General features: G+C 40.8%; 25 protein-coding genes. 10 read left to right on the top strand and 15 right to left on the bottom strand.

Features of this window, described 5'->3' with window-relative positions:
• Nucleotides 1-123: 123 nt before the first annotated feature.
• Both A9Z07_RS07250 and A9Z07_RS07255 read left to right on the top strand, forming a co-directional pair.
• A complete protein-coding gene (locus A9Z07_RS07250; protein WP_004771591.1) occupies nt 124-960 on the top strand; it encodes a pyruvate, water dikinase regulatory protein in 837 nt (278 codons plus the stop codon).
• A gap of 77 nt (nt 961-1,037) precedes the next feature.
• Nucleotides 1,038-1,754, top strand: a complete 717-nt coding sequence (locus A9Z07_RS07255; protein WP_069577793.1) for a hypothetical protein — start codon at nt 1,038-1,040, stop codon at nt 1,752-1,754.
• Nucleotides 1,755-1,797: 43 nt separating this feature from the next.
• On the opposite strand, the gene A9Z07_RS07260 is transcribed toward A9Z07_RS07255, so the two are convergent.
• Nucleotides 1,798-2,799 (bottom strand): LLM class flavin-dependent oxidoreductase, encoded by a 1,002-nt coding sequence (locus A9Z07_RS07260; protein ID WP_171258956.1) that lies wholly within the window; start codon nt 2,797-2,799, stop codon nt 1,798-1,800.
• Between the two features lie 144 nt (nt 2,800-2,943).
• Nucleotides 2,944-3,441: a glycine zipper 2TM domain-containing protein gene (locus tag A9Z07_RS07265; RefSeq protein ID WP_004771597.1), complete on the bottom strand. Its 498-nt coding sequence runs from the start codon at nt 3,439-3,441 to the stop codon at nt 2,944-2,946.
• 246 nt (nt 3,442-3,687) lie between these two features.
• On the opposite strand from A9Z07_RS07265, the gene A9Z07_RS07270 reads away from it, so the two are divergent.
• Nucleotides 3,688-4,401: a pseudouridine synthase gene (locus A9Z07_RS07270; RefSeq protein ID WP_069577795.1), complete on the top strand. Its 714-nt coding sequence runs from the start codon at nt 3,688-3,690 to the stop codon at nt 4,399-4,401.
• Here A9Z07_RS07270 and A9Z07_RS07275 read toward each other — a convergent pair whose 3' ends face one another.
• The 3 genes from A9Z07_RS07275 to A9Z07_RS07285 form a co-directional block, all read right to left on the bottom strand.
• On the bottom strand, nt 4,402-4,845 hold the full coding sequence (locus tag A9Z07_RS07275) for a GNAT family N-acetyltransferase (protein WP_047432521.1): 444 nt from the start codon (nt 4,843-4,845) through the stop codon (nt 4,402-4,404).
• A 98-nt stretch (nt 4,846-4,943) separates the two neighbouring features.
• Nucleotides 4,944-5,252: a type II toxin-antitoxin system RelB/DinJ family antitoxin gene (locus A9Z07_RS07280; protein WP_004771601.1), complete on the bottom strand. Its 309-nt coding sequence runs from the start codon at nt 5,250-5,252 to the stop codon at nt 4,944-4,946.
• A gap of 109 nt (nt 5,253-5,361) precedes the next feature.
• Nucleotides 5,362-6,270 carry a pseudouridine synthase gene (locus tag A9Z07_RS07285; protein WP_069577796.1) on the bottom strand — a complete coding sequence of 303 codons (909 nt, stop codon included), beginning with the start codon at nt 6,268-6,270 and terminating at the stop codon, nt 5,362-5,364.
• A gap of 116 nt (nt 6,271-6,386) precedes the next feature.
• Between A9Z07_RS07285 and tsaE the strand changes: the two genes are divergently transcribed.
• The 5 genes from tsaE to A9Z07_RS07310 all read left to right on the top strand — a co-directional run bounded on the left by tsaE (nt 6,387) and on the right by A9Z07_RS07310 (nt 11,204).
• The gene (tsaE, locus tag A9Z07_RS07290) at nt 6,387-6,863 is read left to right on the top strand and encodes a tRNA (adenosine(37)-N6)-threonylcarbamoyltransferase complex ATPase subunit type 1 TsaE (protein WP_004771605.1); all 477 of its coding nucleotides are present in this window, start codon (nt 6,387-6,389) and stop codon (nt 6,861-6,863) included.
• Entirely contained in the window at nt 6,853-8,799 is a 1,947-nt protein-coding gene (gene mutL / locus A9Z07_RS07295) for a DNA mismatch repair endonuclease MutL (RefSeq protein WP_047432528.1), read from the top strand. The genes tsaE and mutL overlap by 11 nt, the downstream gene beginning before the upstream one ends.
• A gap of 6 nt (nt 8,800-8,805) precedes the next feature.
• A complete protein-coding gene (gene miaA, locus A9Z07_RS07300; protein WP_069577797.1) occupies nt 8,806-9,750 on the top strand; it encodes a tRNA (adenosine(37)-N6)-dimethylallyltransferase MiaA in 945 nt (314 codons plus the stop codon).
• 92 nt (nt 9,751-9,842) lie between these two features.
• Nucleotides 9,843-10,265 (top strand): RNA chaperone Hfq, encoded by a 423-nt coding sequence (gene hfq / locus A9Z07_RS07305; protein ID WP_047432533.1) that lies wholly within the window; start codon nt 9,843-9,845, stop codon nt 10,263-10,265.
• 81 nt (nt 10,266-10,346) lie between these two features.
• The gene (locus A9Z07_RS07310) at nt 10,347-11,204 is read left to right on the top strand and encodes an EamA family transporter (protein ID WP_069577798.1); all 858 of its coding nucleotides are present in this window, start codon (nt 10,347-10,349) and stop codon (nt 11,202-11,204) included.
• A 34-nt stretch (nt 11,205-11,238) separates the two neighbouring features.
• Here the strand turns inward: A9Z07_RS07310 and nfsB are convergent, their stop codons facing one another.
• The 4 genes from nfsB to A9Z07_RS07330 form a co-directional block, all read right to left on the bottom strand.
• A complete protein-coding gene (gene nfsB, locus A9Z07_RS07315) occupies nt 11,239-11,892 on the bottom strand; it encodes an oxygen-insensitive NAD(P)H nitroreductase (protein WP_069577799.1) in 654 nt (217 codons plus the stop codon).
• 242 nt (nt 11,893-12,134) lie between these two features.
• Nucleotides 12,135-12,470, bottom strand: a complete 336-nt coding sequence (locus tag A9Z07_RS07320; protein WP_069577800.1) for a hypothetical protein — start codon at nt 12,468-12,470, stop codon at nt 12,135-12,137.
• A gap of 332 nt (nt 12,471-12,802) precedes the next feature.
• The gene (locus A9Z07_RS07325) at nt 12,803-13,519 is read right to left on the bottom strand and encodes a UDP-2,3-diacylglucosamine diphosphatase (protein ID WP_069577801.1); all 717 of its coding nucleotides are present in this window, start codon (nt 13,517-13,519) and stop codon (nt 12,803-12,805) included.
• Between the two features lie 21 nt (nt 13,520-13,540).
• The gene (locus A9Z07_RS07330) at nt 13,541-14,050 is read right to left on the bottom strand and encodes a peptidylprolyl isomerase (RefSeq protein ID WP_004771615.1); all 510 of its coding nucleotides are present in this window, start codon (nt 14,048-14,050) and stop codon (nt 13,541-13,543) included.
• A gap of 168 nt (nt 14,051-14,218) precedes the next feature.
• Here A9Z07_RS07330 and A9Z07_RS07335 point away from each other — a divergent pair, with 168 nt between their 5' ends.
• A complete protein-coding gene (locus A9Z07_RS07335) occupies nt 14,219-15,946 on the top strand; it encodes a glutamine--tRNA ligase/YqeY domain fusion protein (RefSeq protein ID WP_047432556.1) in 1,728 nt (575 codons plus the stop codon).
• A 475-nt stretch (nt 15,947-16,421) separates the two neighbouring features.
• On the opposite strand, the gene A9Z07_RS07340 is transcribed toward A9Z07_RS07335, so the two are convergent.
• The 5 genes from A9Z07_RS07340 to A9Z07_RS07360 form a co-directional block, all read right to left on the bottom strand.
• Complete coding sequence (locus tag A9Z07_RS07340) at nt 16,422-17,135, bottom strand: glutamine amidotransferase (protein ID WP_069577802.1); 714 nt, start codon at nt 17,133-17,135, stop codon at nt 16,422-16,424.
• A gap of 118 nt (nt 17,136-17,253) precedes the next feature.
• Nucleotides 17,254-18,066 carry an ethanolamine ammonia-lyase subunit EutC gene (gene eutC, locus A9Z07_RS07345; RefSeq protein ID WP_069577803.1) on the bottom strand — a complete coding sequence of 271 codons (813 nt, stop codon included), beginning with the start codon at nt 18,064-18,066 and terminating at the stop codon, nt 17,254-17,256.
• A 10-nt stretch (nt 18,067-18,076) separates the two neighbouring features.
• Nucleotides 18,077-19,462, bottom strand: coding sequence for an ethanolamine ammonia-lyase subunit EutB (locus A9Z07_RS07350; protein WP_069577804.1), 1,386 nt, complete (start codon nt 19,460-19,462; stop codon nt 18,077-18,079).
• A 23-nt stretch (nt 19,463-19,485) separates the two neighbouring features.
• The gene (gene eat, locus A9Z07_RS07355; protein WP_069577805.1) at nt 19,486-20,916 is read right to left on the bottom strand and encodes an ethanolamine permease; all 1,431 of its coding nucleotides are present in this window, start codon (nt 20,914-20,916) and stop codon (nt 19,486-19,488) included.
• A gap of 262 nt (nt 20,917-21,178) precedes the next feature.
• Nucleotides 21,179-22,690 carry an aldehyde dehydrogenase family protein gene (locus tag A9Z07_RS07360; protein ID WP_069577806.1) on the bottom strand — a complete coding sequence of 504 codons (1,512 nt, stop codon included), beginning with the start codon at nt 22,688-22,690 and terminating at the stop codon, nt 21,179-21,181.
• A 122-nt stretch (nt 22,691-22,812) separates the two neighbouring features.
• Between A9Z07_RS07360 and A9Z07_RS07365 the strand changes: the two genes are divergently transcribed.
• Nucleotides 22,813-23,991: a transcriptional regulator gene (locus tag A9Z07_RS07365; RefSeq protein ID WP_069577807.1), complete on the top strand. Its 1,179-nt coding sequence runs from the start codon at nt 22,813-22,815 to the stop codon at nt 23,989-23,991.
• A 20-nt stretch (nt 23,992-24,011) separates the two neighbouring features.
• Here A9Z07_RS07365 and A9Z07_RS07370 read toward each other — a convergent pair whose 3' ends face one another.
• On the bottom strand, nt 24,012-24,977 hold the full coding sequence (locus tag A9Z07_RS07370) for an alpha/beta hydrolase (protein WP_069577808.1): 966 nt from the start codon (nt 24,975-24,977) through the stop codon (nt 24,012-24,014).
• Nucleotides 24,978-25,055: the final 78 nt, after the last annotated feature.

Raw genomic sequence — 25,055 nt, forward strand, 5'->3', positions numbered from 1 at the left:
CATCATTGGTATGAAATTATACAAAAGTGCCTAGATTTAGTATTTTACTAAGCGACAGTCATGTTAGATGAGTTTACTATAAAGATTATAGAGCACTAAGACAAATGTTTAAGGAGAATTTTGATGCCCGTAAGTAAAGAAATTAAACGGAGCGTTTTTTTTATTTCGGATGGCACCGCGATTACCGCAGAAACCCTTGGACATTCACTACTTGCGCAATTTCCAAACGTGGATTTTGATATCCATATCATGCCTTATATTGCGACAGAAGAGGCAGCAATGGTCGCTGTGGCAGAGATCAATGCGTGTCAGTCTCGGGATGGCTCTTTACCGTTGGTTTTTGATACGCTGGTCGATCCGCATGTCCGTGAAATTATCAATACGGCCAAAGCAGTCAATCTGGATGTGTTTGAAGGTTTAATCAGTAAATTAGAACAAGAAATAGGGGTTCCGCCAACGACATTGGTTGGACAAACGCATGCCGTAACAGATTCTGAATATTATAAGGCCCGTATCGATGCGGTACATTTCGCACTGGATAATGATGACGGTGCGAGAACACGTCATTATGACAAAGCCGATATCATTTTAATTGGTGTGTCTCGTTCTGGTAAAACGCCAACCTCGATTTATTTGTCATTGCAATTTGGTATTCGTGTTGCAAACTATCCTTTAACCGAGGAAGATCTTGACGATAACCGTTTGCCAAAAGTGCTACGTGAACATAAGCATAAACTGTTTGGTTTGATGATTGATGCAGAGCGTCTGGTGGCAATTCGCAATGAGCGTAAGGCCAATAGCCGCTATTCAAGCTTTAGTCAGTGTCAGATGGAACTACGTGCAGTTGAAGGCATTTATATCTCGGAAGGGATTAAATATCTCAATGTTACCGAGATGTCGATTGAAGAAATTTCAACACGTGTTTTACAGATGACTGGTTTAAAACGTCGTATTGGTTAAATAGGCGTTTCAATCGAAAAGCGTGGTCGAAGTGCTGCGCTTTTTTATTTCCCGAATGACAAGAACAGGAAAATATAATGAAAAGACTGGTACTTCTTCTACCGCTTCTGGTGGTTTCCCAAATCCATGCAGAAACATTAGAGCAGTTTGAGAAAAAGATAATTCAAAAATATGCGAATAAAGATTTTTATCAGGTCAATCAGACAATCGAGTCTGATATCGTCAATAAAATAGAGAATGACCCTGCCAGCTTCAATTATTCCTTTCCCGCTTTTGAAGACCATTACCATGTGCGTATTCAGTTTTCACCAGATAAACATTTAAAGTTTTATACTTTTGATGTGGGCGGTGGCGGAACGATGGGGGAATACTCATCTTATGTGCAAACTCAAAAGAGTGGGAAAACTCATTTAACACCTGTCGAGACGGGTTTGATTTTTGATGTTAAACAAACTGTATTAACGGAAAAACGTGTTTATTTGGTGAATAGTTATTATAAAGGTAGCAGTTGTATTGGCGCTTATACGATTGATGCTTTGCAGCCGACTCAAACGGGACTGATTCAGACAGTAAAAATATTCCAGACCAAAACCAAATTACTGGATCGCATACAGGTCGATTTTGACTGTAACAATCATGAAGGTCCGAATGATGCTCCTGACTATATTCGTAGTGATAAAAATCTGAATCATATTGATATTATGCTGCTGGATAAAAATGGAAAACCACAAGCCAAGTATTTGCGTTATCGCAAAACCAATACGGTTTATCAATATATCGGTGTCGTGAAGTAAGCATCATTTGCGAAAAATAATGCTTACTTTCAGATAGCGGCATTTAGCTGTTCTTAAGATCCATCAACAGGCTAAAGTTTTCTAAACGTTTCTCTGTATCGTAAATATCACAGGTGAAAATAAATTCATCAACCTCATATTGGCTGGCGATTTTATTTAAACCCGCTTTAACGGTTTCAGCCGAACCGATTTGAGCCATAGCATAGAAATTCTGAATGGCAAGCTGCTCAGCACTGGTTGCCAGACCTTGGGTAGATTCAATCGGTGGCTTGAGTTTCAAGCTGTGACCACGGATTAAATTCAAGATACGTTGATACGAACTGGTTGCCAGATATTGTGCTTCTTTGTCTGTCTCGGCGACCACAGTAGGGACGCCCATTGAAATATAAGGCTTATCCAGATATTCAGAAGGCTGGAAATTATCTCTATAGATTTCGATTGCTTGACCTAACATTCGTGGAGCAAAATGCGAAGCAAATGAATAAGGCAGTCCAAGCTTGGCTGCCAGCTGCGCACTAAATAAACTTGAGCCTAATAACCAGACTGGAACGTGGGTGTTTTGACCAGGTGTAGCAATAATGCGCTGATTAGGCTGTGGGTCTTTGAAATATTGTAAAATTTCCAGCACATCTTGTGGGAATTGATCTTCAGTTTCCTGACGACCTCGGCGTAACGCACGCATGGTCATCTGATCTGTACCAGGTGCACGACCTAAGCCCAGTTCAAAACGATCTGGATACAGGGTTGCTAATGTTCCGAATTGTTCAGCAACAACCAGTGGCGCATGGTTTGGCAACATGATACCGCCTGAACCCAAGCGGATCTTTTGCGTATTTGCAGCAATAAAACCCAATAAGACCGCTGTAGCAGAACTGGCAATACCATCCATGTTGTGATGTTCTGCCAGCCAAAAGCGTTCATAGCCTAACTTTTCAGCATGCTGTGCGAGCTCTAAAGCATGGCGTAGTGAAAATTCAATAGTCTTATCATCTCTAACAGGAGCCAATTCCAGAATAGAGAACTTTATATCTTGTAGTGTTTTCATCATTACATCTCAAAACCATATATCGAAATACTACGATATAAGTTTGAGTTTGTATATCGAATTTGTTCGATATGTTGTTTCAATCCCATAAAAAAAGCACCCGAAGGTGCTATAAAGGGTAAAACGAATATTCAATCGACTGGATTAACGGTTTTTGTACCAACCGCGATGGCGACCATTGTCATGACGGTAGTTATGACGTGAATTGTAATAACGACGGTCATCATAAGAGCGGCGGTTGTCATAACGGCGATCATAGCGACGGTCATCATCACGATCCTGACCTACTTTTTGACCTAAAGCGGCACCACCAGCAGCACCTAATGCCGCACCGATATAGCCACCATTGGTTCCGCCCATGTTACGACCGACAGTATAACCACCGACACCACCTAAACCACCACCAATCGCAGCTTCAGTACGGTCACGTCGATTACTTGATGCAGCTGCACCGCCAGCGCCACCAATTGCTGAACCAATCATGGCACCCGTATTACCGCCCAGTTGTTTACCTATAGCTGTACCGACTACGCTGCCTAGAGCCGAGGTTGCTGCAACACGAGTCGTGTTGTCTGCATGTGCAACAGTGACCATTGACGAGGCTGCCAAGATAACGCCACATAACCACATATTTGATTTCATGATGAAACTCCTTATCCATTCTTTTGGACAGTATTCTTTTTGCTTGTGACAAATGTAACAAGACTTTTTAGTGAAATTATGGAGTGCAATATCTGGATTGAGAGAGTTTCACGAGGGTTTTGTTTGAGTTCTATTACAAGTGAAGAAATTGTGAATAAATTATAAAAATAAAGAATGAATGCGCAATGAACAACGGGCTTTACGCTAATCGGGTACAATAGAAAAAGTTTCGTTTAGGATTTATATATGCTGCTGGAAAAAATTTTGCAATCTCAAGGCTTTGGTTCACGTAAATATTGCCAGCAGTTAATTAAAAATGGTTCTGTCCAGATTGAAAATCAGATTTGTGATAATCCCAAACAGAATATCAATACTGATCAGCTTGTATTTCAGGTCTTTGGTGAAGAATATCAATATCGCGAGCATGTCTATATTGTCTTAAACAAACCGAAAGGCTATGAATGTTCACATCAGGCTACGCATCATAAAAGTGTATTTAGCTTGTTTCCTGAGATTTTACTGCATCGTGGTATCCAATGCGTGGGGCGGCTGGATCAGGACACCACAGGTTTATTGCTCCTCACCGATAATGGGCAATTTTTACAAGCATTGACCCATCCGCGTAAACATGTGCCTAAGGTTTATCATGTCACGACAGCAGATCCGATCACACCTGAGCAAATTCAGGGCTTGCAGCAAGGTGTTGAACTTAGAAATGAAAAGGGGATTTATGCTGCAACAGATATTCAATTATTTTCGGAACATCAGTTGAGCATGACCATTCATCAAGGCGTTTATCATCAAGTTAAGCGTATGTTGGCTGCTGTCGGGAATAAAGTGGAAGCTTTACATCGACATCAAGTCGGTTTGCTTGAACTTCCAGACTTACCTGAAGGTGAATGGATGTATTTAAGTGATGAACAAAAACAGTTGAGCCAAAATATCGCTGTAGAAGCTTAATTACTTCAGGAAGCAATGATAGGTCTTAAACTCACTGTCCTGAATAAATCCCATTTGTTCATAGAGGCGATGGGATTGATAATTATTTTTTTGGGTTTCCAGACTAATCCGTTGAGCATTTTCATGACGGGCAAAAAGTATGGCGGTATCAATCAACTGTTTAGCGGAACCCTGTTTGCGATAACTTGGGGTGACATAGACATCATCTAATATGTAATAGGTTTCACAGGCAACTGAAGAAAAGGCTAGGTAGAGTAGAACAAAACCTGTAAATACATCATCTTTTACGTGGATGAAAATAACACTGTCTTTATTGTCAAAACGATGATTCAGAAATTGATAGGATTGTTCAAGATTTGATGATGCACCGTAGAATTGACGGTATTCGTCAAACAAGACAGCAAGTTGATGAAGATCTTCCTTTGTTGCTCGCTTAACAATCATTCCAGCCCATCCTTACACTTATAATTTTATTTGGACTGTCAGAATAGCGAAAAAAATTCAGCTTAAAAAATAAAAACTTGTTTATAAATGCAACATTGTTAAGTTTTGTCACTTTCACCTAACAGCGCATTCAATTCTTCAAATAGATCTTCGTGATCGTCCTCAATTTCAACTGCTGAAGGATTCTCGGCAGATGCTGCGGCTTTCGATTTACGTAACTTAAGCAGTTGTTCCATATTGATGTTCTGGTTTTCAATTGCAAAAGGAATCGACTTGGTCAGTACGACTTGTTTAAAGAAAAGGCGAACGGCTTGAGCAGGGGAGATACCCAACTGCTTAAAAACGGCAAAGGCCTGTTTCTTTTCCTGAGAATCGAGGCGAACCTGATAAACTTCTGTTTTACGCATTAAGAATGTAACCACATATTTTTAGTTATCGTCATCTATTTTAAACCATTGCAATGTAATTTCAATATTTTTGAGGTGAAAAAATAGAATTTTTGTCATTACGATGTAACTACAGTGTCAGTTCAAAGTTGGATTTAAAGGCCATTTCCTGTTTTAGAATAGGATCTATGAAATGAATGTCCTTCGCCAATAGCTGTAATGGATGGCTGAAATCATCGTCTGCTTTATGTGCGACAACTGGATAAAAAGGGTCATTTAAAATCGGAATGCCGAGATAATTTAAATGCACACGTAACTGGTGTTGCTTCCCTGTTTTGGGTTTGAGCTGGTATTTTGCGTACTGTTGGTTGTGTTCCAACAACTCAATTAGTGTTTGCGTATTCTCAGCTTTTTCAGGATTAATTTGCATGGTGTAAAAAGGATTTCCTTTTTCCAGATGCAATTGCAAGATTTGCGGAAAGTTGAGTTCTGGTCTATGGGCAGCAATAGCGTGGTAAGTCTTTTTGACTTTACGTTCGGCAAAAAGTTGCTGATAAATGCCGCGAGTCGCAGGTGTCTTACAGAATAAAACCACACCCGCCGTTTCCCGATCCAGTCGATGAATTGGCGTGAGGTCGGCATATCCTGTTTGTTTCTTTAATCTCACCAAAAGCGTTTCCTGAACATATTGTCCAGTTGGAGTCATGGTCAGAAAGTGGGGTTTATCGACCACTAGCAAATCTTCATTTTCAAACAAAATTTCATGTTGAAAAGGAACATGAATTTCATGCGCGAGAAAACGATAATAAAAAATGTGAGTATTGGGCGTGTAACTACTTTCTATATTGAGTCTTGCACCATCTGCTGCATAGATCAGCCCATCGGCAAAGCGTTGTTGCCATTCTTCTTGTTGTATGTGAGGGAAATGCTGACAGAGATAGTCAAAAATGGTGTTTGCAGAAGCATCATGAGGTAAAAAGACTTTACTGGCACTCACGCCGTCGATCAGTGGTGGAGTAAATTCAATAATAGAGGTCATGCAGCGATACGACTCAGTATAAACGATGTAAAAAAAGCCAGTTTAAAAGGAGTTTATTAGGCTTTGAAGCAGGGCAATGTTATCATAGCCAGCATCCCAATTTTGTTCTATTTGCCATGTCATATTCAGTGAAATTCAACTTAAATCATGAACAAGACACTCAACAGTTTGCACGCATCCTGTCTCAGCACGTGCATTCAGGCATTATTTACTTGATTGGTGATTTAGGTGCTGGCAAGACCACCTTTACCCGTTATTTTTTACAAAACCTCGGTCATCAAGGTTCGGTAAAAAGCCCGACTTATACGCTGGTTGAACCGTATACCATTCAGGGTAAAGAAATTTTCCATTTCGATCTTTATCGCTTAGATGATCCTTATGAATTGGAATTGATGGGTATTCGTGATTATCTGGAAACGCCCGATGCCTTATTTCTGTTTGAATGGCCATCTAAAGGTGGCGATGAGATTCCAAAGCCAGATATCGTGATTGATATTCAAAAATCAGAGGATGAATTGACCCGATCTGTCACCTTAACCACAGAATCAGAACCTTTAATTCAAATTTTGCAGGAACAATTGAATGGCGCATGATGCAACTCGTCGTATTCATACCCTTGATGCTGCTTTAGCCAACCAGATCGCAGCGGGTGAGGTCATTGAACGTCCCTCATCAGTGGTCAAAGAATTATTAGAAAACTCGATTGATGCGGGCGCAACTGAACTGATTATTCGGGTGGCGCAGGGCGGTTCTACCCTGATTGAAATCATTGATAATGGGAACGGGATTCATCCAGAAGATTTACCCTTGGCGGTGATGCGACATGCCACTAGCAAAATTCAAACCGCAGATGATTTACATGCCATTGTGAGTCTGGGCTTTCGTGGCGAAGCCTTAGCGTCTATCGCAGCTGTATCACGTTTAACTTTAACCAGCAGTCAGGATGAACAGGGTGTTGGCTATCAGGTTGAAGTGAACGGGACGGCTTTTGATCATCAGCAGATTCAGGCAGTGGCCGCCCAGAAAGGTACGCATATTCGTGTACAGGATTTATTTTTTAATGTCCCAGCACGCCGTAAATTCTTAAAAAAACCGACCACAGAATTTAATCATATTGAAGAGATTGTTCGTCGTCTGGCTTTAACCCATTTCGATATCCGTTTTGTTTTGGAACATAACGATAATATTCGTTTAAACCTGCCGATCGCGGATAGTGGCGAATTACGTTATCAGCGTGTGCAACAATTATTGGGGCAGCAATTTATCCAAAATGCCTACTGGATTGATTCGGATAGTATCAATATGCGTTTGTCTGGCTGGTTGGGGCACCCATCCGATGCGCGTGCTCAAGCAGATTTGCAATATGTTTATGTGAATGGTCGTATTGTTAAAGATAAAACCATTTCGCATGCCTTGCGTATGGCCTATGACGGTATTTTGCATGGGCATCAACATTCTTCTTATTTGTTATTTTTAGAAGTTGATCCTGAAAATATTGATGTCAATGTGCATCCAACCAAGCATGAAATTCGCTTCTTGAATCAACGTGAAGTGCATGAATTTGTGCGTCATTATGCTAAAGCAACCTTGTCGCAGTTCCAGACGGCAACTGCTGATCTGGCACAGGCCATGAAAACAGCTGAGGCGGATGATCAATTTAATTATCAACCTCAACCCAAATATCAGGAACAATTTAATCTGCATCGTGCAGCAGTAGAAACAGAACCGCAATCTAATCAGCCCGCTGCAGTGTCGACAGATTTATTAACCGAGTTTAATCAGAGTCGCCCACAGGCGGTACAGTATAATTCAGCTCAGACTCAGCAACCCAAATATAACGGTTCGGCACAATTAAATAATGCCTTGAAAACCTATTTGGCACCTTTACGTGAAGAGTCTGAGACAACGACTGAAGAAGACAATGCGCCGTCCCGAGTAGATGAGTTTCCGTTGGGTATTGCGATTGCACAGTTACATGGCATCTACATTCTGGCTCAGAATACTGAAGGCCTGATTATTGTGGACATGCATGCTGCTCATGAGAGGATTCTGTTACAACAAATGAAATCGGCATGGGATAAGCCTGAGTTCTGGACCTCACAGCAATTGCTGATTCCGAAAGTGGTGTCTATCACCCGCATGCAGGCGACGCGAATTGAGGATTTACAGCCACAATTGCAACGTTTAGGTTTGGAAATTGATCAATATGGCGATGAGCAGGTGATTGTACGTGGCGTTCCTGCCATTTTGCACAAGGCTGATTTTGGTAATCTGATTCCAGAGCTATTAAATGATTTGGATCCAAATGATGAAGCCAGAGGTTTATTACAAAAACGTGATGAGCTTTTAGCAGGAATGGCATGTCATGGTGCGGTACGTGCTCATCGTCAATTAAGCCTTTCAGAAATGAATGCCTTATTACGTCAAATGGAACAGACTGAATTCGCCAGTCAGTGTAATCATGGTCGCCCAACCTGGCGCGCTTTTCCATTGCATCAACTAGATAAATTATTTGCTCGAGGAGAGTAGTTTTACATGTCAAATCAATTGCCCGTCATCAATTTAATGGGGCCTACCGCAAGTGGTAAAACAGCATTGGCATGTGAACTTTACGAGCGTGGTAATTATGAACTGATTTCTGTGGATTCGGCTTTAGTTTATAAAGATATGGATATTGGAACTGCTAAGCCGACCAAAGAAGAGCAGGAACAGTATCCGCACCACTTAATTGATATTATTACGCCATTAGAAGTGTATTCAGCGGCGCAATTTGTAGAAGATGTCTGTCCACTGATTGATGATATGCACGCACGCGGTAAAACTCCGATTTTGGTGGGGGGAACCATGCTGTACTTTAAGTCTCTGTTAGAAGGACTGGCTGATAATTTACCTAATGCAGATCAAAATATTCGGGATGCCATTAATTTAAAAGCAGAACAAGAAGGCTGGCAGGTGGTTTATGACGAATTGGTCGCAGTGGATCCAATTGCTGGGCAGAAATTTAAAGTGTCAGACAAACAACGAATTATTCGGGCATTGGAAGTTTATCGAATTACGGGCGAGCCAATAACAAAATTACAAGCTGAACAACCTAAAAATCAACCATATCGTTACACATTTCATAACTACGCATTAATGCCTGATCGGTTAGAATTACATCAACGTATTGAGCAAAGATTGCGCAATATGTGGGATATGGGTTTTTTGAATGAAGTAGAGGAACTGATTGAAAAATACGATTTAAATGATGATTTGCCATCTATGCGGTCTGTCGGTTATCGTCAAGCTTTAGAATTTTTATTAAAAAGTGACTTGAGTCTCGAAAATAAAGTAGAAATGGAGAACAAAGCGCTATTTGCTACAAGGCAATTAGCAAAACGTCAATACACTTGGTTACGTTCTTTGCAAGAAATACACGATTTTAAAACTTACGTGACGATAAAGCAGGCGAAAGAAGACTTGCGAAACTTCTTTGGATAAAGCAAAATTCGCAAGCTGTCTTTTTAATAATTTTTAGTTGAAAAATAAAGATAGTTTTTTTGCGCTGATTTAAAAATTTTTTGGAGTTAAAAATGTCTAAAGGTCAAACTTTACAAGATCCGTTCTTAAATTCTCTCCGTAAAGAACGTATTCCAGTTTCTATTTTCCTTGTAAACGGTATCAAATTGCAGGGACACATTGAGTCATTTGACCAATATGTCGTTTTATTGAAAAACACTGTAAGCCAAATGGTTTACAAACACGCGATTTCTACAGTTGTTCCTGCGCGTAACCCACGTCCAGCTGGTGCTCAAGGCGCTGCAGGTGGCTTCCCAGCTCAAGGCGCGACTGGCGGCTTCGGTGGTCAAGGTTCTACTGGTGGCTTCGGTGGTCAAGGTGGCTTCGGCGGTCAAGGCGGCTTCGGTGGTCAAGGCGGCTTCGGTGGCGGTCATCAAGGTGGCTTCGATGGCGAAACTAAATTTGAAGATGGTCAAGAAGACGAAAATAATCGTTAATTGATTGATGATCTTTAAGAAAATGCCAGTCTTTTAATCGACTGGCATTTTTTTGTGTTTTAAAAAGCTAGAATAAATATTATGGAAATGATTGTTGCTGCGGCATGTTGTAGTGTTCTCGTCTCGATTGTATTGAAATACCTGAAGGCAAAGGGATTTGATGTTTTTCAAATGATTGCATGGAATTATTTGAGTGCAAGCATTTTATGTTTTTACTGGTTCAAGACCGATATTACCCATATTTCTTTCAATCACACGCCTTGGTGGTTGATTTTAATTCTTGCCATTTTATTGCCGAGTATTTTTCTGTGTCTGGCAAAATCATTGCAATTTGCAGGGATTCTTAAAACTGAAATTGCACAGCGCCTAGCAGTGATTTTGTCCTTGCTGGCGGCTTATTTTATTTTTGGGGAGCAGTTCAGCCAGATAAAGCTACTGGGTGTGGGTTTAGGAATCATCGCAATTTTAGCGATTATTATTGGACAGGCAACCGAGAAAGCCAGCAAAGGATTAAACTTAAAGTCCGCCTTATTTCTATTTAGTGTCTGGGCGGGTTATGCTGCAATTGATGTTCTACTTAAATATAGCAGTAGTCTGGGATTACAATCCGCTGTTACCCTCAATCTCGCTTTTATAGGTGCTTTTATACTTTCAATTGCTTATATCGCGGTTACACAACCGAATTGGCAACCTAAAAATATTTTTACGGGTTTAGTACTTGGTGTACTGAATTTCGCCAATATCGCTTTATATGTAAAAGCACATATGATGTTCAAGGAAACGCCTGCTATCGTTTTTGCTGGTATGAATATTCTTGTGGTGGTACTAGGTGTGTTGAGCGGTGTGATTTTCTTTAAAGAGCGTTTACAGGCTTATACGTGGATTGGTTTGGTCAGTGGTATTGTTGCGGTACTTTGTCTGGCAAAAGCCATGATGTAAAAAGGGAGTAACCAATACTCCCTTTTTTGAATGCTTATAAACGAGTGAAAATCACGTCGTCAGGGAGACGTGATTTAGGCAGTTTGGCATTAAAATCACTTTCACTGTGATATCCTAAGGCCACGATGACCGAGGCTTTTAGACCTTTTTCAGTTAATCCAAATTCCTGATTGATGATGTTACGGTCAAAGCCTTCCATCGGTGTTGCGTCAATTCCTTCCAGACCAGCAGCAAAGAGGAGTTGTCCTAATGCAAGATAGGTCTGATTTTCCATCCATGCTGAAAGATTTTTGAGTTCATTGCGATAAAACTCCACATAGCCTTCGCGTGTGGCGCGTTGTCCCTGTTTTGCAGTCTCATCTTTAAAACGACCACTGAGATCATCTTGTTGTAATAACTGTTCTAAATACTCAGCTGAGATATCGGTACGCGTACAAAAGATTAAAGTATGCGAAGAGTGAAGTACTTTAGCTGCGTTATATACATAGTTGCCAGTCAAGCCTGATGCAATACGTTGTTTGGCTTCATCTGTTTCGGCAATCAAAAAATGCCATGGCTGGATATTCACAGAAGAAGGGCTGAAACGTAAAATTTCTAAAAGCTTTTCAAATTGTTCTTTTGGAATTTTTTTCTCTGCATCATAAGCTTTGGTTGCATAACGTGTTTTTGCTGTAGCTAAGGTATCCATCCGTCATTCACTCAATTAAAAATTTAATTTATTTTACTTGATCTAACTGCCGCTGAAAGTAGCTAAATGTGATTTCTATATAGATTTAAGTCGTATGTGCTTGAGCTAAGTAAAATGGCTAAAGCGCTGATGTACTGCAAGGAATTAATCGACAGAAGGGTGAGTTCTAAGAAAGTAAAGTGGAGCCTGATCACAAGCCAAAGCGATCAGGCTTTTGTAGGGAAAGTATTTATCAATATGAACTATTGCATATAAATCAAAGCCCGACTTACTCCATTTAGGCAATGATTATTTGATATATTATAAGAGGTGATTGTTTTATCATTTAATTCCAGCATATCACCATTCATTCTCACGTCTTGTTCAGGCTTTATTTGAATATTCCCATTGGTAATCATTCCATTTTCCCATTGGAATTCACTTGGGAAAATAATTGGAATAAGGTTATTCGTTGTCGAGAGATAAACACAGTTATTAATGACTCGAATGGTTCCTCCCGCGATGCCAAGTCTGGAGCCCATATTTATTTTTTTATAAGTCACTAGATCAATTTCAGGTTCAAATTGAGTAGTATTCATAATGATCTCTTTTGAATGACATCCGATTAACATGGTGAAAGTCAGGAGCATAATAAAAAGGTTATGGTATTTATTGAGTAACAATGCTAGTACCTATCGAATTTAAATAGTCTAGACTGGTATAGATCGAGATATCTACTGGACTTGTTGAATCTTGACCCTTCCAAAAACAGGCATGCATAATTCCATATCCAGTAGTTAATGCAAACCAAGGCTTTGTCGCTGTTAATTTTTTAAAAATTGATGTTTGAATCTGCATAGAATTTAGTTTTATTCGCTTGAGTTAACATAAGAACTAAGCTTATTGATTTTGTTAGAATTATTTTTTACCGTTAATAGCTCCACTGTTTAAAATCTAATTGATAATTTTCTTGCTCATTCAGCTCTAATATCCATGCAGAATCTTCGCGCCAGTCGCCTAATACAATACGCTGCTTATTTTGCAGCTGATGGATTTCAGGTCGATGAGTATGACCATGAATTAAATAATCAACATGTTCAATCACGGATTCTACTGCTTGAGCATTCACATCCATGATGTCATAACTTTTCAGTTGTTTGGTTGCACTACTCTTTTTACGGAAACCATTGGCAAGTTTTTGTCTAAAACTGAGCGGCGTTCGTTTTATTAGCCCCAATAGAACAGGATTACGAATCACTTTGCGGAAACGTTGGTAAGCCACATCGTCTGTACATAAGGCATCGCCATGTTCCAGTCGAAATTTCTTTTGACCAATTTCAAGTGCATAAACATCGGGTAGTAGAGTACCGTTGAATTGATCTAAAAACTTTTGACCTAAGGCAAAATCACGATTACCCACTTGGAAGTAGATCTGATTACCTGCGGCAGAAAAGGATTGTAGGGCGGTGATAATTTCATCTAGCCAAGGTGCTGTATAATCATCACCAATCCAGGCATTAAACCAGTCACCTAAAATATAGAGCTGGGTATTTTTATTCTTGTATTCATCTAATAAAGCCAAAAACCCTCGAACGAGTCGAGGGTGATCAGGTGACAAGTGTAAATCTGAAATAAACAGATAAGTCACAAAGAATCCTGCTGGATAAAATTATTCAGAAATAATTTTAGCAGATTCAATCACAACATTCTCTAAAGGAACGTCTGCGTGGTAACCACGGTTACCTGTACGAACGCCTTTAATTGCATTTACAACGTCAAGACCTTCAACAACTTTACCAAATACTGCATAACCCCAGCCTTGAGCTGTTTTACCAGTATGGTTTAAGAAAGAGTTGTTTTTAACGTTAATGAAGAATTGAGCAGAAGCAGAGTGCGGAGCTTGAGTACGCGCCATTGCAATTGTGCCTTCATCGTTGCTTAAGCCGTTGTCAGCTTCGTTTTCGATTGAATCACGAGTTGCTTTCTCTTTGAAGTTTTCGTCCATGCCACCGCCCTGGATCATAAAACCATCAATCACACGGTGGAAAATTACGCCGTCATAGAAACCGTCACGTACATATTCTAAGAAATTTGCAACCGTTTTTGGTGCTTTTTCAGCGTTAAGCTCAAGAACAATACGACCTTTGTTGGTGTTTAATTCGACTTGAGGAAAACTCATTACATTAATCTCCTAAACATGGGCAAATTGACCATGGGTTTTTGGTTGAGAGAAGCATAAGCAAACTGTAAACTACAAGGCAAGTAAAAAACGTTAAAATCTTTCAGAAAAAGTAAAGATTGCGTTTTTATTTCCTATTTTTTAACTGTAAGAAGTGATTTACACCCTATGAAGCCAAATGATGTTGTTTCAGAACTGCCAAAGACCCCGACGCCGAATACTCAAGCCTCTGTCGATGCTGCGCAGCAAGAACAACAGGCAGGCTTAGATTTTGTTCGTCAAGTCATTACTGATGATTTAAAAGAAGGTCGTACCCAAAAAGTTGTCACACGCTTCCCGCCTGAGCCAAATGGTTACTTGCATATTGGTCATGTTAAAGCGATTTGTTTGAACTTTGGTATTGCCGAAGAATTCGATGGTTTATGTAATTTACGTTTTGACGATACCAACCCGGATGCTGAAGAACAAGAATATGTTGATGGTATTGCCAACGACGTAAAATGGTTAGGCTTTAACTGGAATGGCGAGCCGCGTTATGCATCTGGTTATTTTGATCAACTTTATGCATGGGCAGTTCAGTTGATTGAACAAGGTGATGCGTATGTTGATTTGCAAACCCCAGAAGAAATTAAGCTGAATCGCGGTAATTTCGTTGAACCTGGTAAAAACTCGCCATACCGTGATGCAACGGTTGCCGAGAACCTAGCGCGCTTTGAACAAATGCGTAATGGTGAAATTCAGGAAGGCGGTGCTGTTCTACGTGCCAAAATTGATATGGCTAGCCCGAATGTCCATATGCGTGATCCGATTCTTTATCGTGTATTGCATTCAGAGCATCACCAAACTGGTGATAAATGGAAAATGTACCCAATGTATGACTATGCTCATCCATTGTCAGATGCGATCGAGGGCATTACCCATTCACTCTGTACCTTAGAATTTCAGGATCACCGTCCATTCTATGACTGGATTGTAGAGAAAGTTCACTCGCAAGCAGTACCGCGTCAGTACGAGTCTTCACGTTTAAATGTTGATTATACGATTACCTCTAAACGTAAATTGCGTAAATTGGTTGAAGGCAACTATGTACAGGGGTGGGATGATCCACGTATGCCAACTGTAGTCGGTATGCGTCGACGTGGTTTTACACCTGAAGGTTTACGCGATTTCTGCAAGCGTGTTGGTGTTTCAAAGACTGATGGTATTGTCGATGTAGCTATGCTTGAGTTCTGTATTCGTCAGTCATTGGAGAATGCAGCAGCACGTGGCATGGCGGTATTAAATCCACTTAAAGTCACGCTCACCAACTTACCTGAAGAATTAGATTTAACCCATGCACGTCATCCAAACGTTGATATGGGCGAGCGTATTATTCCTTTAACGCGTGAGCTTTATATTGATCGTAAAGATTTCGAAGAAGTGCCCCCTAAAGGCTTTAAACGTCTGATTCCTGATGGTGAAGTGCGTTTACGCCATGCCTATGTCATCAAATGCGATGAAGTAATTAAAGATGCCAATGGTGAAGTGATTGAGCTTAAATGTTCAATTGATCCTGAAACTTTAGGTAAGAACCCTGAAGGGCGTAAAGTGAAAGGAGTTGTGCATTGGGTATCGGCGAGCAAGGGCGTACCTGCTGAAGTTCGTATCTATGACCGTTTATTTAATGAAGCTGCGCCTGATGCAGATGATGATTTCCTTGCACATCTGAATCCAGAATCATTAAAAATCGTTCAAGCGGTGATTGAACCTGCTTTGGCTCAAGCAAAACCTGAAGATCGTTTCCAGTTTGAACGTGAAGGTTATTTTGTTGCGGATCAGTATGATCATCAAGCGGAAAAACCTGTGTTTAACCGTATCCTTGATCTGAAAGACAGCTTTAAAGCAGACAAGAAGTAATACGAAAAGGGCCTAATATAAATTAGGCCCTTTTTCTTTAAATAAAAATACAATTAGAAAAATCATAGACTATGATTCTCTTATGATGGAATTTTCATATTTTCCAGTTAAAGAGGATTGATTTGATAGAAATAGATTAAGAGAACCATCAGTACAAGAGCAGACAGAACTAAATACGTATTCAGCGTATGAAAACTTTTGATAAATTTTAAAATAACCATTTTTCTCAATCACAAAAATATTATTAATCACTTTGCAATGTGCTGCACATTCTTTGAACAGTAGAATGAATTAGATTTTCTTTCAATATTTCAGTGATTGGATGACAGTATTTGTCCTAAAGCGTATTCCTTTGCTACCTAAAGTGTATTTCTTTATGCGTTCTCATTCATATTGTCTTATTTTTAGGCGTAGAAAGAAGTGCTTTAAATCATTAAAGCACAGGAAATAAGAATTTCTTTTAAGTCTTTGAAAATTATTCTTGCTCTAAATGCGCAAGGAAATGTTGGATGACTTTTGCAGTCTGATCTTCCAGTTGCGTTGCGTAAGCTAAATTATCCGCTCTTAACTGCGGAATCGACAGCCCTGCATGACGTATTTCACAGGTATGACCAATTAACCATTTCTCAAAGCTTTGTTCAGTGATTTCAAGATGGAACTGTAAGGCAAGAATATTGTTTCCTATAGAAAAGGCCTGATTTGGGTAAATGGCTGAACTGGCAAGTAAGGTGGCATTGCTTGGCAGATCAAAAGTATCGCCGTGCCAGTGTAAAACCTCTACATTTTCGAGGGCTGCTAATGGATTATTTTCAACTGCTTTAATCTCTAACTGACTCCAGCCAATTTCCTTTTGGTGTCCTGCATAGACTTTTGCACCTAATGTATGTGCAATCAATTGTGCACCTAAACAAATGCCGATGGTTGGTTTATTGGCTTTAAGGCGTTGTTTAAGTCCAGCAATTTCATCTACGAGAAATGGATAGTCCTCTGTTTCATATACGCCAATAGGCCCACCTAATATCACTGTGAGCCCTTCATAATTCAGGGCGGGACTCAGATCATCGACACCAGCTTCAAAATAACGTACGCGAAAACCGAGCTGATAAAAAACATCTTCTAAAGAACCCAGATCTTCAAAAGCAAGGTGTTGAATAACATTGACTGTTTTCATAAAGGTGGACTTTGTCATTATCGTGTACCCATGATTGATATAGGAAAATACCGCATCTTAAAGCATTTATACAGTCAATGTCTTAATCCTGACCTAAGTTGAATAAAGAAGAGCACGTTATTGTTTAAAAATCATTTTAAAATAGTAGCTTACGGTTTTGAGACTCTTCTAATACAGGGACGACATGCTCATCTTTGAGATCGACACCCGAACGACCCAATTGCTTGGAATTATGCATTAACGCCATTAAGCGTTGGGTTGCGATAGGAATACTTAAACCTGCAGGACGAATATTTGAAATACAGTTACGTTGTGAGTCCAGACAATCACTATGGGCTTCCCATGTGTAATAAAGTCCCATACTGTCAGGAGAGCTCAGTCCAGGACGTTCTCCAATTAGCATAATGAGCATGCGTGCTTTAAAAATCTCAGCAATTTTATCTCCCAAGGCAACCCGACTACCTGTAGCGATTGCAATAGGTGCTACAGACCATTGTTGCTCTGCAAAGGGCTGAATAAGTGCCTGAATAAAAGGGAGAGCATTTTCTTCAATGGCGCGGGCCGATAGACCATCGCCAATCACGATACAGACATCATAGTGCTGTTGATCTGTTTTAATTTTCTGAAGTTGTTCAATAGAGTGACTACAGAGTAGACGACCTAAATCAGGCCGCTTTAAATAAAGCTCTTTATGCTCAGCCTGACTTTTTACATGGATTGGATTTAATCCCAGTTGTTGTAGCTGCTCAGCCAGCAATTCGACATTTAAAGACTGGAAAACTGCATCTTTTGCTTGAGCATGGCTCAATTGAAAATCGAGCAATGCACGAGTCGGAATACTGCATCCTGCACGTCCAATCGCAATGCGGGCATCAGTAAACTGTTTTAGCGTTTCCCACTGATCTTGATGAGACTGAGCAGGATATTGAATATCTTTAGAAAGTTTCATTCGGCCTTCCTTAGTGCATAAACAGTTTAGAAAATTGGGCGGGCACTTGCTCTGCCCAATGAATATGATGCTGCTGTTGTCGTAGGATCCCTTGTTGTTCTAACCAGTGTGAAAATTCAGGTGCAGGTTTTAGTCCAAGTAGTTGACGCAGATAAAGCGCATCATGAAAAGAGGTGGTTTGATAATTCAACATGACATCATCTGAACCTGGAATTCCCATAATAAAATTAATGCCTGCTGTTCCAAATAAGGTTAACAGCACATCCATATCATTTTGATCAGCATCGGCATGGTTGGTATAGCAAATATCACAACCCATCGGAACGCCAAGTAATTTTCCACAAAAATGATCTTCTAAGCCTGCACGAATAATCTGTTTGCCATCGTAAAGATATTCGGGGCCAATAAAGCCGACGACCGTATTCACCAGTAAAGGATTATATTTACGTGCAACGGCGTAAGCACGTGTCTCGATAGTCTGTTGATCAACACCATGATGTGCATTGCTAGACAGAGCACTGCCTTGACCCGTTTCAAAGTACATCACGTTATTTCCAATGCTGCCTCGATTTAAAGCCAACGTGGCTTCATAGCCTTCTTGCAACATGGCTAAAGAAATACCAAAACCTTCATTGGCTTTTTGTGTACCAGCAATGGATTGAAACATCAGGTCAATCGGGACATTTCTTTCTGCCAGTTGGATACCTGAACTGATATGAGTCAGGACGCAAGACTGGGTAGGAATTTGATATTCCTGAATAACATGATCGATGAGTTTGAGCAGTTCAGATAAGTTATGCAGGTTGTCTGTTGCTGGATTAATACCGATGACAGCATCACCATTGCCATACATTAATCCATCCAGAATACTGGCAGAAATACCGAGTACATCATCTGTTGGATGATTAGGTTGCAGGCGGGTGGATAAATGACCTTTTAAACCAATGGTATTGCGAAATTGGGTAATCACTTCACATTTACTGGCAACATAAATCAAATCCTGATTGCGCATGATTTTACTGACAGCAGCAACCATTTCAGGTGTTAAACCAGCAGCAAGCTGTTGCAGTTTTTCTGTTGTTGCATCTTCACTTAAGAGCCAGTTCCTGAAGTCACCTATAGTAAAATGTGCAACAGGTGCAAAGAGATCTGACCGGTGTTCATCCATAATCAGTCGGGTAATCTCATCCGTTTCATAGTCCACGACCGTTTCGTTTAAAAAATTCTTGAGTGGTACTTCCGCAAGTGTCATTTGTGCAGCGACGCGTTCAGTGGCATCTTGTGCTGCAACACCCGCCAACTGATCACCAGAGCGTAAAGGGGTGGCTTTAGCCATTAAGGTTTTCAAGTCGGCAAAATTGTATTGTTGTTGAGCCACGATTTGACGATAGCGCATTAGATTCTCCTTAATCTGATGATTTATTTCTGTTCATCGGCTTTAAGATGAGCAAATTCTTCCTCTGGGGTGCCTTGTATCAAATGATGACGACTGTAAAACATGAAATAGCCAATAAATAGTGCATAGATTGCTGCGGCTATGCACCAGACTTTAGGGTTGACTAGAAAGCCAGCAATCACAGCGATTGCAGCAAGTATCAAAGCAATGCTTGAAGTGAAAATGCCACCAGGCGTTTTATAAGGACGATGCATAAGTGGGCGGGATAGACGTAATTTGATATGTGAAAGCATCATCAATACATAGGAAATGGTTGCTCCAAATACAGCAATTAAAATCAGTAAATCACCTTCCTTAGTTAAAGACAGTAAGAAACCGATAATGCCTGGAATAATAATGGCCAAATAAGGGGCTTTATTCTGATTGGTGAGTGAGAGTGAAGTTGGCAAATAACCAGCACGGGATAAGGCAAAGATCTGTCTTGAATAGGCATAGATAATCGAGAAGAAGCTGGCTACCAGTCCTGCAAGTCCCACAAAATTTACAAAGTTGGCGAGCCATGTGCCTTGACCGTAAACTTTTACTAAGGCATCGACCAGTGGTGCGCCAGAATGTTGCAATGAACTTGCACCAGCAGCTCCTGCACCCAAGAATAAAATCAGCATGGCAAAGGCTGTTAAAATCAACATGGAACCGATCAGGCCGCGAGGTAGTGACTTGGCTGGATCTTTGGCCTCTTCGGCAGCAAGAGGGACACCCTCAACAGCCAGAAAAAACCAAATTGCGTAGGGAACAGCAGCCCAAATTCCGAGATACCCGTGCGGTAGAAAAGCACTGGCGCCGCGTTGTTGACCCGCGGGAATATCAAACAGGTTCTGTAGACTAAAATGCGGAAACATGGCAACAATAAAAACAGCCAGTGCAATGGCTGCAACCAGTGTAATACCAAAGATAATTTTAAGTGCTTCTCCAGCACCTTTAAGGTGAATACCCATAAAAATGAGATAGCATCCCAAATAGACCTGCCAGCCACCGATGCCAAATAGTGATTCACAATAAGCACCAATAAAGGTGGCGATTGCAGCAGGAGCAATTGCATATTCGATCAAAATTGCCGTACCTGTTAAATAGCCACCCAAAGGGCCAAATGCCGTACGGGCAAAACTATAGCCGCCACCGGCTGTTGGCAACATGGTCGCCATTTCCGACATAGAAAGGCATAAACATAAATACATAAAGGCGACAATCGTGGTCGCGACAAACATACCGCCCCAGCCACCTTGAGTGATACCGAAATTCCAGCCTGCAAAATCGCCAGAAATTACATAGGCCACACCCAGCCCGATGAGTAATAACCAGCTAACTGCACCTTGCTTGAGCTGTCTTTGGGCAAAATAATCCTCAGAAGAGGTTGGGGATGCTGACAATGCAGAAATGGGTTCTTGATTGTTCATACAAAGCTCCATGTATTCGTTTAATCAGCAAGATGCAAAAGCAATGCCGATTTACACACCCTGTGCAAAACTCGATTGTGAATGTTTGTGTTTTAATCTGTTGTCATATCAATCAAAGGGAATTCTCTGTTTCAAAAGATGCTTGTTTAAGAAAAAGGGATTGATAAGTCTGGGCAAAGTGACTTTTACTTCCGCAGCGAGCGTAGGTCTTTAACAAGAAACCTATGCTCGCTGTTTTATGTGGATATGAAGAATATATCGCTTAGAAAAAGCCCATTGCTTTGGTTGAATAACTCACCAAAAGGTTTTTCGTTTGTTGATAATGATCAAGCATCATTCTGTGATTTTCTCGACCTACACCTGACTTTTTATAGCCGCCAAAAGCAGCATGGGCAGGATAAATGTGGTAGCAGTTTGTCCAGACGCGACCAGCTTCAATTGCACGGCCAGCACGATAGGCTGTATGGGTGGAGCGTGACCAGACACCAGCGCCTAAACCATACATGGTGTCGTTGGCGATCTGAATGGCTTCATCGAAATCCTTAAATGTCGTTACAGAGAGGACAGGGCCAAAAATTTCTTCCTGAAAGACCTGCATATTGTTATGGCCTTTAAAAATCGTTGGTTCGATGTAATAACCATTACCAACCTCTTTACGGTCATGACCACCTAGCAGTACTTCGGCACCTTCTTGTCGACCTGTATCAATACAACGTAAGATTTTTTGCTGCTGTTCCAATGACGCTTGCGCGCCCACCATTGTTTCTGTATCAAGCGGATGTCCAAGTTTAATGCGTTTCACTCGTTCGATGGCTTTTTCCATAAATTGATCAGCAATACTTTCCTGAATCAAAGCACGAGACGGGCAGGTACACACTTCGCCCTGATTTAGGGCAAACATGGCAAAACCTTCAAGGGTTTTATCCAGAAAATCGTCATCCTGATCCATCACATCGGCAAAGAACAGATTTGGTGATTTCCCACCGAGTTCTAAGGTGACTGGAATGATATTCTCAGTCGCATAACGCATGATCAGTTGCCCCACCTGTGTAGAACCTGTAAAAGCAATTTTGGCAATACGTAGATTGGTTGCCAGTGGCTGGCCCACCTCGGCGCCGTAGCCATTCACAATATTTAATACGCCAGCTGGTAATAGATCCTGAATGAGTTCTGCAACCAGTAATATGCCAACAGGCGTTTGCTCGGCAGGTTTGATCACTACACAGTTACCTGCTGCTAAAGCAGGAGCCAGCTTCCATGCGGCCATGAGAATAGGGAAATTCCAGGGAATGATTTGCCCAACAACGCCTAGTGGTTCATGGAAATGGTAGGCAATGGTATCTTCGTCAATTTCAGAAATTCCACCTTCTTGAGCACGGATACAGCCAGCAAAATAACGGAAATGATCAATGGCTAAGGGGATATCTGCTGCAAGTGTTTCACGGACTGGTTTGCCATTGTCCCACGTTTCAGCAACAGCCAGCATTTCCAGATTGGCTTCCATGCGGTCTGCGATTTTCAGTAACAGATTTGAGCGGGTGGTTGGAGATGATTTATTCCATTCTTTTTTTGCTTTATGCGCAGCATCAAGTGCCAGTTCAATATCTTCTGCACTTGAGCGTGGAATGCGAGTAAAGCTTTTGCCATCGACAGGGGAAATATTGTCAAAGTACACTCCTTTGACTGGTGCCACCCATTGTCCACCAATAAAGTTTTCATATTGGGCTTTAAAGTGTATTTTGGAATCAGGTTGGTTAGGATCGATATAGCGCATAAACATATTCCTTTATGTGTGTAATTTTGAATAAAGTACCAAGTACGTTATTGAACAGAGCTTAAATAACCCTAGGTTGGGAAAAGGTTGGAATCGCCTGTGAATGAACAAGGAAATTACAAATGTTCACAAAAAAAGAGCTAATCCAGCAACGGATGCTGGTCGAGCAATGTCGTACACAAAGTGTTTTAAATCCGCAACATGCAGAGAAACTCGGACAAAGCATTGCAAGCTCTTGGGAGCGTTCAACTCAAGCCAATATTCCGAAAGAGCGCGATGCTGCGCCTTTACAAGATCAAAGTGCTGAAAGTAAAAGTTCATTAATGCAGGCATTGGAATATTGCAAAGAAGATCTGAAGCATATTGCAGAACAATCGTCGATGGTGCTGGCAGTTGGTGATGCGGGAAGTACCATTATCTGGACGGCATCCAGTGCGCAAATGCGCAATGCTGCTGAACGGGTGCATTTTGTTGCAGGTGGGCAGTGGCAGGAAGAATTGGTTGGAACCAATGCACTGGCATTGTCTTTGAAAACACGTCAATCCAGTTGTGTATTTTCTAATGAGCATTACATGGCTTCCGTACATGACTGGGTTTGTTATGCCGCCCCTGTGATTGATCCTCATTCCAAACAGATTTTAGGTGTAGTGGATTTATCAACGACTTGGAAAAATCATAATAGTCTAGGTCTACTGGCTGTTGAACGTTGTGCCTCAATTATTCAAATGGCTATACAGGAGTTACAACAGCAATCGCTTTATTTACGTACTTTTTCTGCTCCTCAAGCCACATTGAATGGTAAAAATCTGATGCTGACCCCGAGGCAGATTGAAATTATGACGATTTTAGCGTTATGTCCCCAAGGTATGAGCCTCGATCACCTGCATCAAGCCCTATATGGCGAGCGCAAAGTCAGTATTGGAACTTTAAAGGCTGAGATGTCCCATCTGAGAGAGAGATTAGGGAATGCCTTAGGTTCACGACCTTATCAGTTGAAAATTCCAGTTGAAGCGGATTTTCTGCAACTGGAGCAGGCACTGGATGCGGGTTATCTAAATACCGCTTTACAATGTTATACAGGCATTTTTCTAGCGAAAACCGAGAGTCCATTTTTGTGTACATGGCGTGACTGCATCGAATCGCGGTTGAGTCATGCTATTTTTCAGGCGCAGGAAAGTGATATTTTATTAAAGCATCTGGCATATAGCCCTGAAGCAATTGATGCTGTGGAGAGGTTGATGGAATTATTACCTATAGATCATCCCGCCGAGCAGATGCTCAAACGCTATCAAGACGGTTGAGCATCGAAAGGACATGGTGATTATTTAAGTTTTTCTGCCAGCCAGTCAAAAAGTCCTTGATAAACTTTTTTCCGTACGGGTGGGGCTGAAAGCACAAGGTCATGTAAACCATTGTGAATTGCTAGCGTTTGTACATCACCTTTCATTTTTTTAGCATTATGAGTCATATCTTTTACATCCAAAATGACATCACTTTGCTGTGCATCAATACCCCATTTTCTTGGATTGTTGGATTGATGTGAGTGCATGATCAAGGTGGGAACACTTAAGGTCACACCTTGATGAATTTCTTTTTGTGCTTCATGAATTGCCGTCACAAAACTTAAATTCACAAATGGCATGGTTTTTGGTTTCCAGTCTAAATTGAAATCCCATTCCCCATAGAAATCCTTATGTAAGCTTGGGGTATACCATTGATTGAGACCACTTGGGAACTTCGCTTTTGGTAGTCGTTTACCAACTTCACTGAGCAAGGGAATGCCGAGTTTTTTCTCGATGGTACTTTTGTAGAAATCATAAAAAGGGCTGTTGGCCCAAACTGCTTTAATTAAACGGTGATCTGGATAATGTGCAGCATAAAGTGTTGCAATCAAACCGCCCGTCGAATGTCCAGCCAGTACAACCTGTTGATGATTTTCTTGTCCAATAATTTCTAGTGCTTTGCTGATTTCGGCATCGTATTCGCGTAAATCAAGCACGTAGTAGAATTTCTGATGGGGCAGTCTGGAACGCCCATATTTTCTTAGGTCGAGCGCATAAAAGTCATAACCATGCTGGTTAAATTGTTCTGCCATTTCTTTTTGGAAGAAATAATCTGCAAAACCATGAATGTATAAAACTGCTTTTTTTGTGGTTTGAGCGGCCTTCTTTCGTACCAAAGTGGCTACAACTTTTCCATCATAATCATCAGCGAAATTTAAGGTCAGTTGCTGATAATCTTCACCTAGTATATCTGGCTGATAAGTATAAAGATTTGAAGTAGTCATTTTTATAGATCAAGTCTGAATTCATTAATAAATACCTTAAATGAAAACATCTGGATGTCAACGTAAATATACGATCGC

The sequence above is a fragment of the Acinetobacter sp. YK3 genome, assembly GCF_001729365.1.
Classification (GTDB): domain Bacteria; phylum Pseudomonadota; class Gammaproteobacteria; order Pseudomonadales; family Moraxellaceae; genus Acinetobacter; species Acinetobacter vivianii.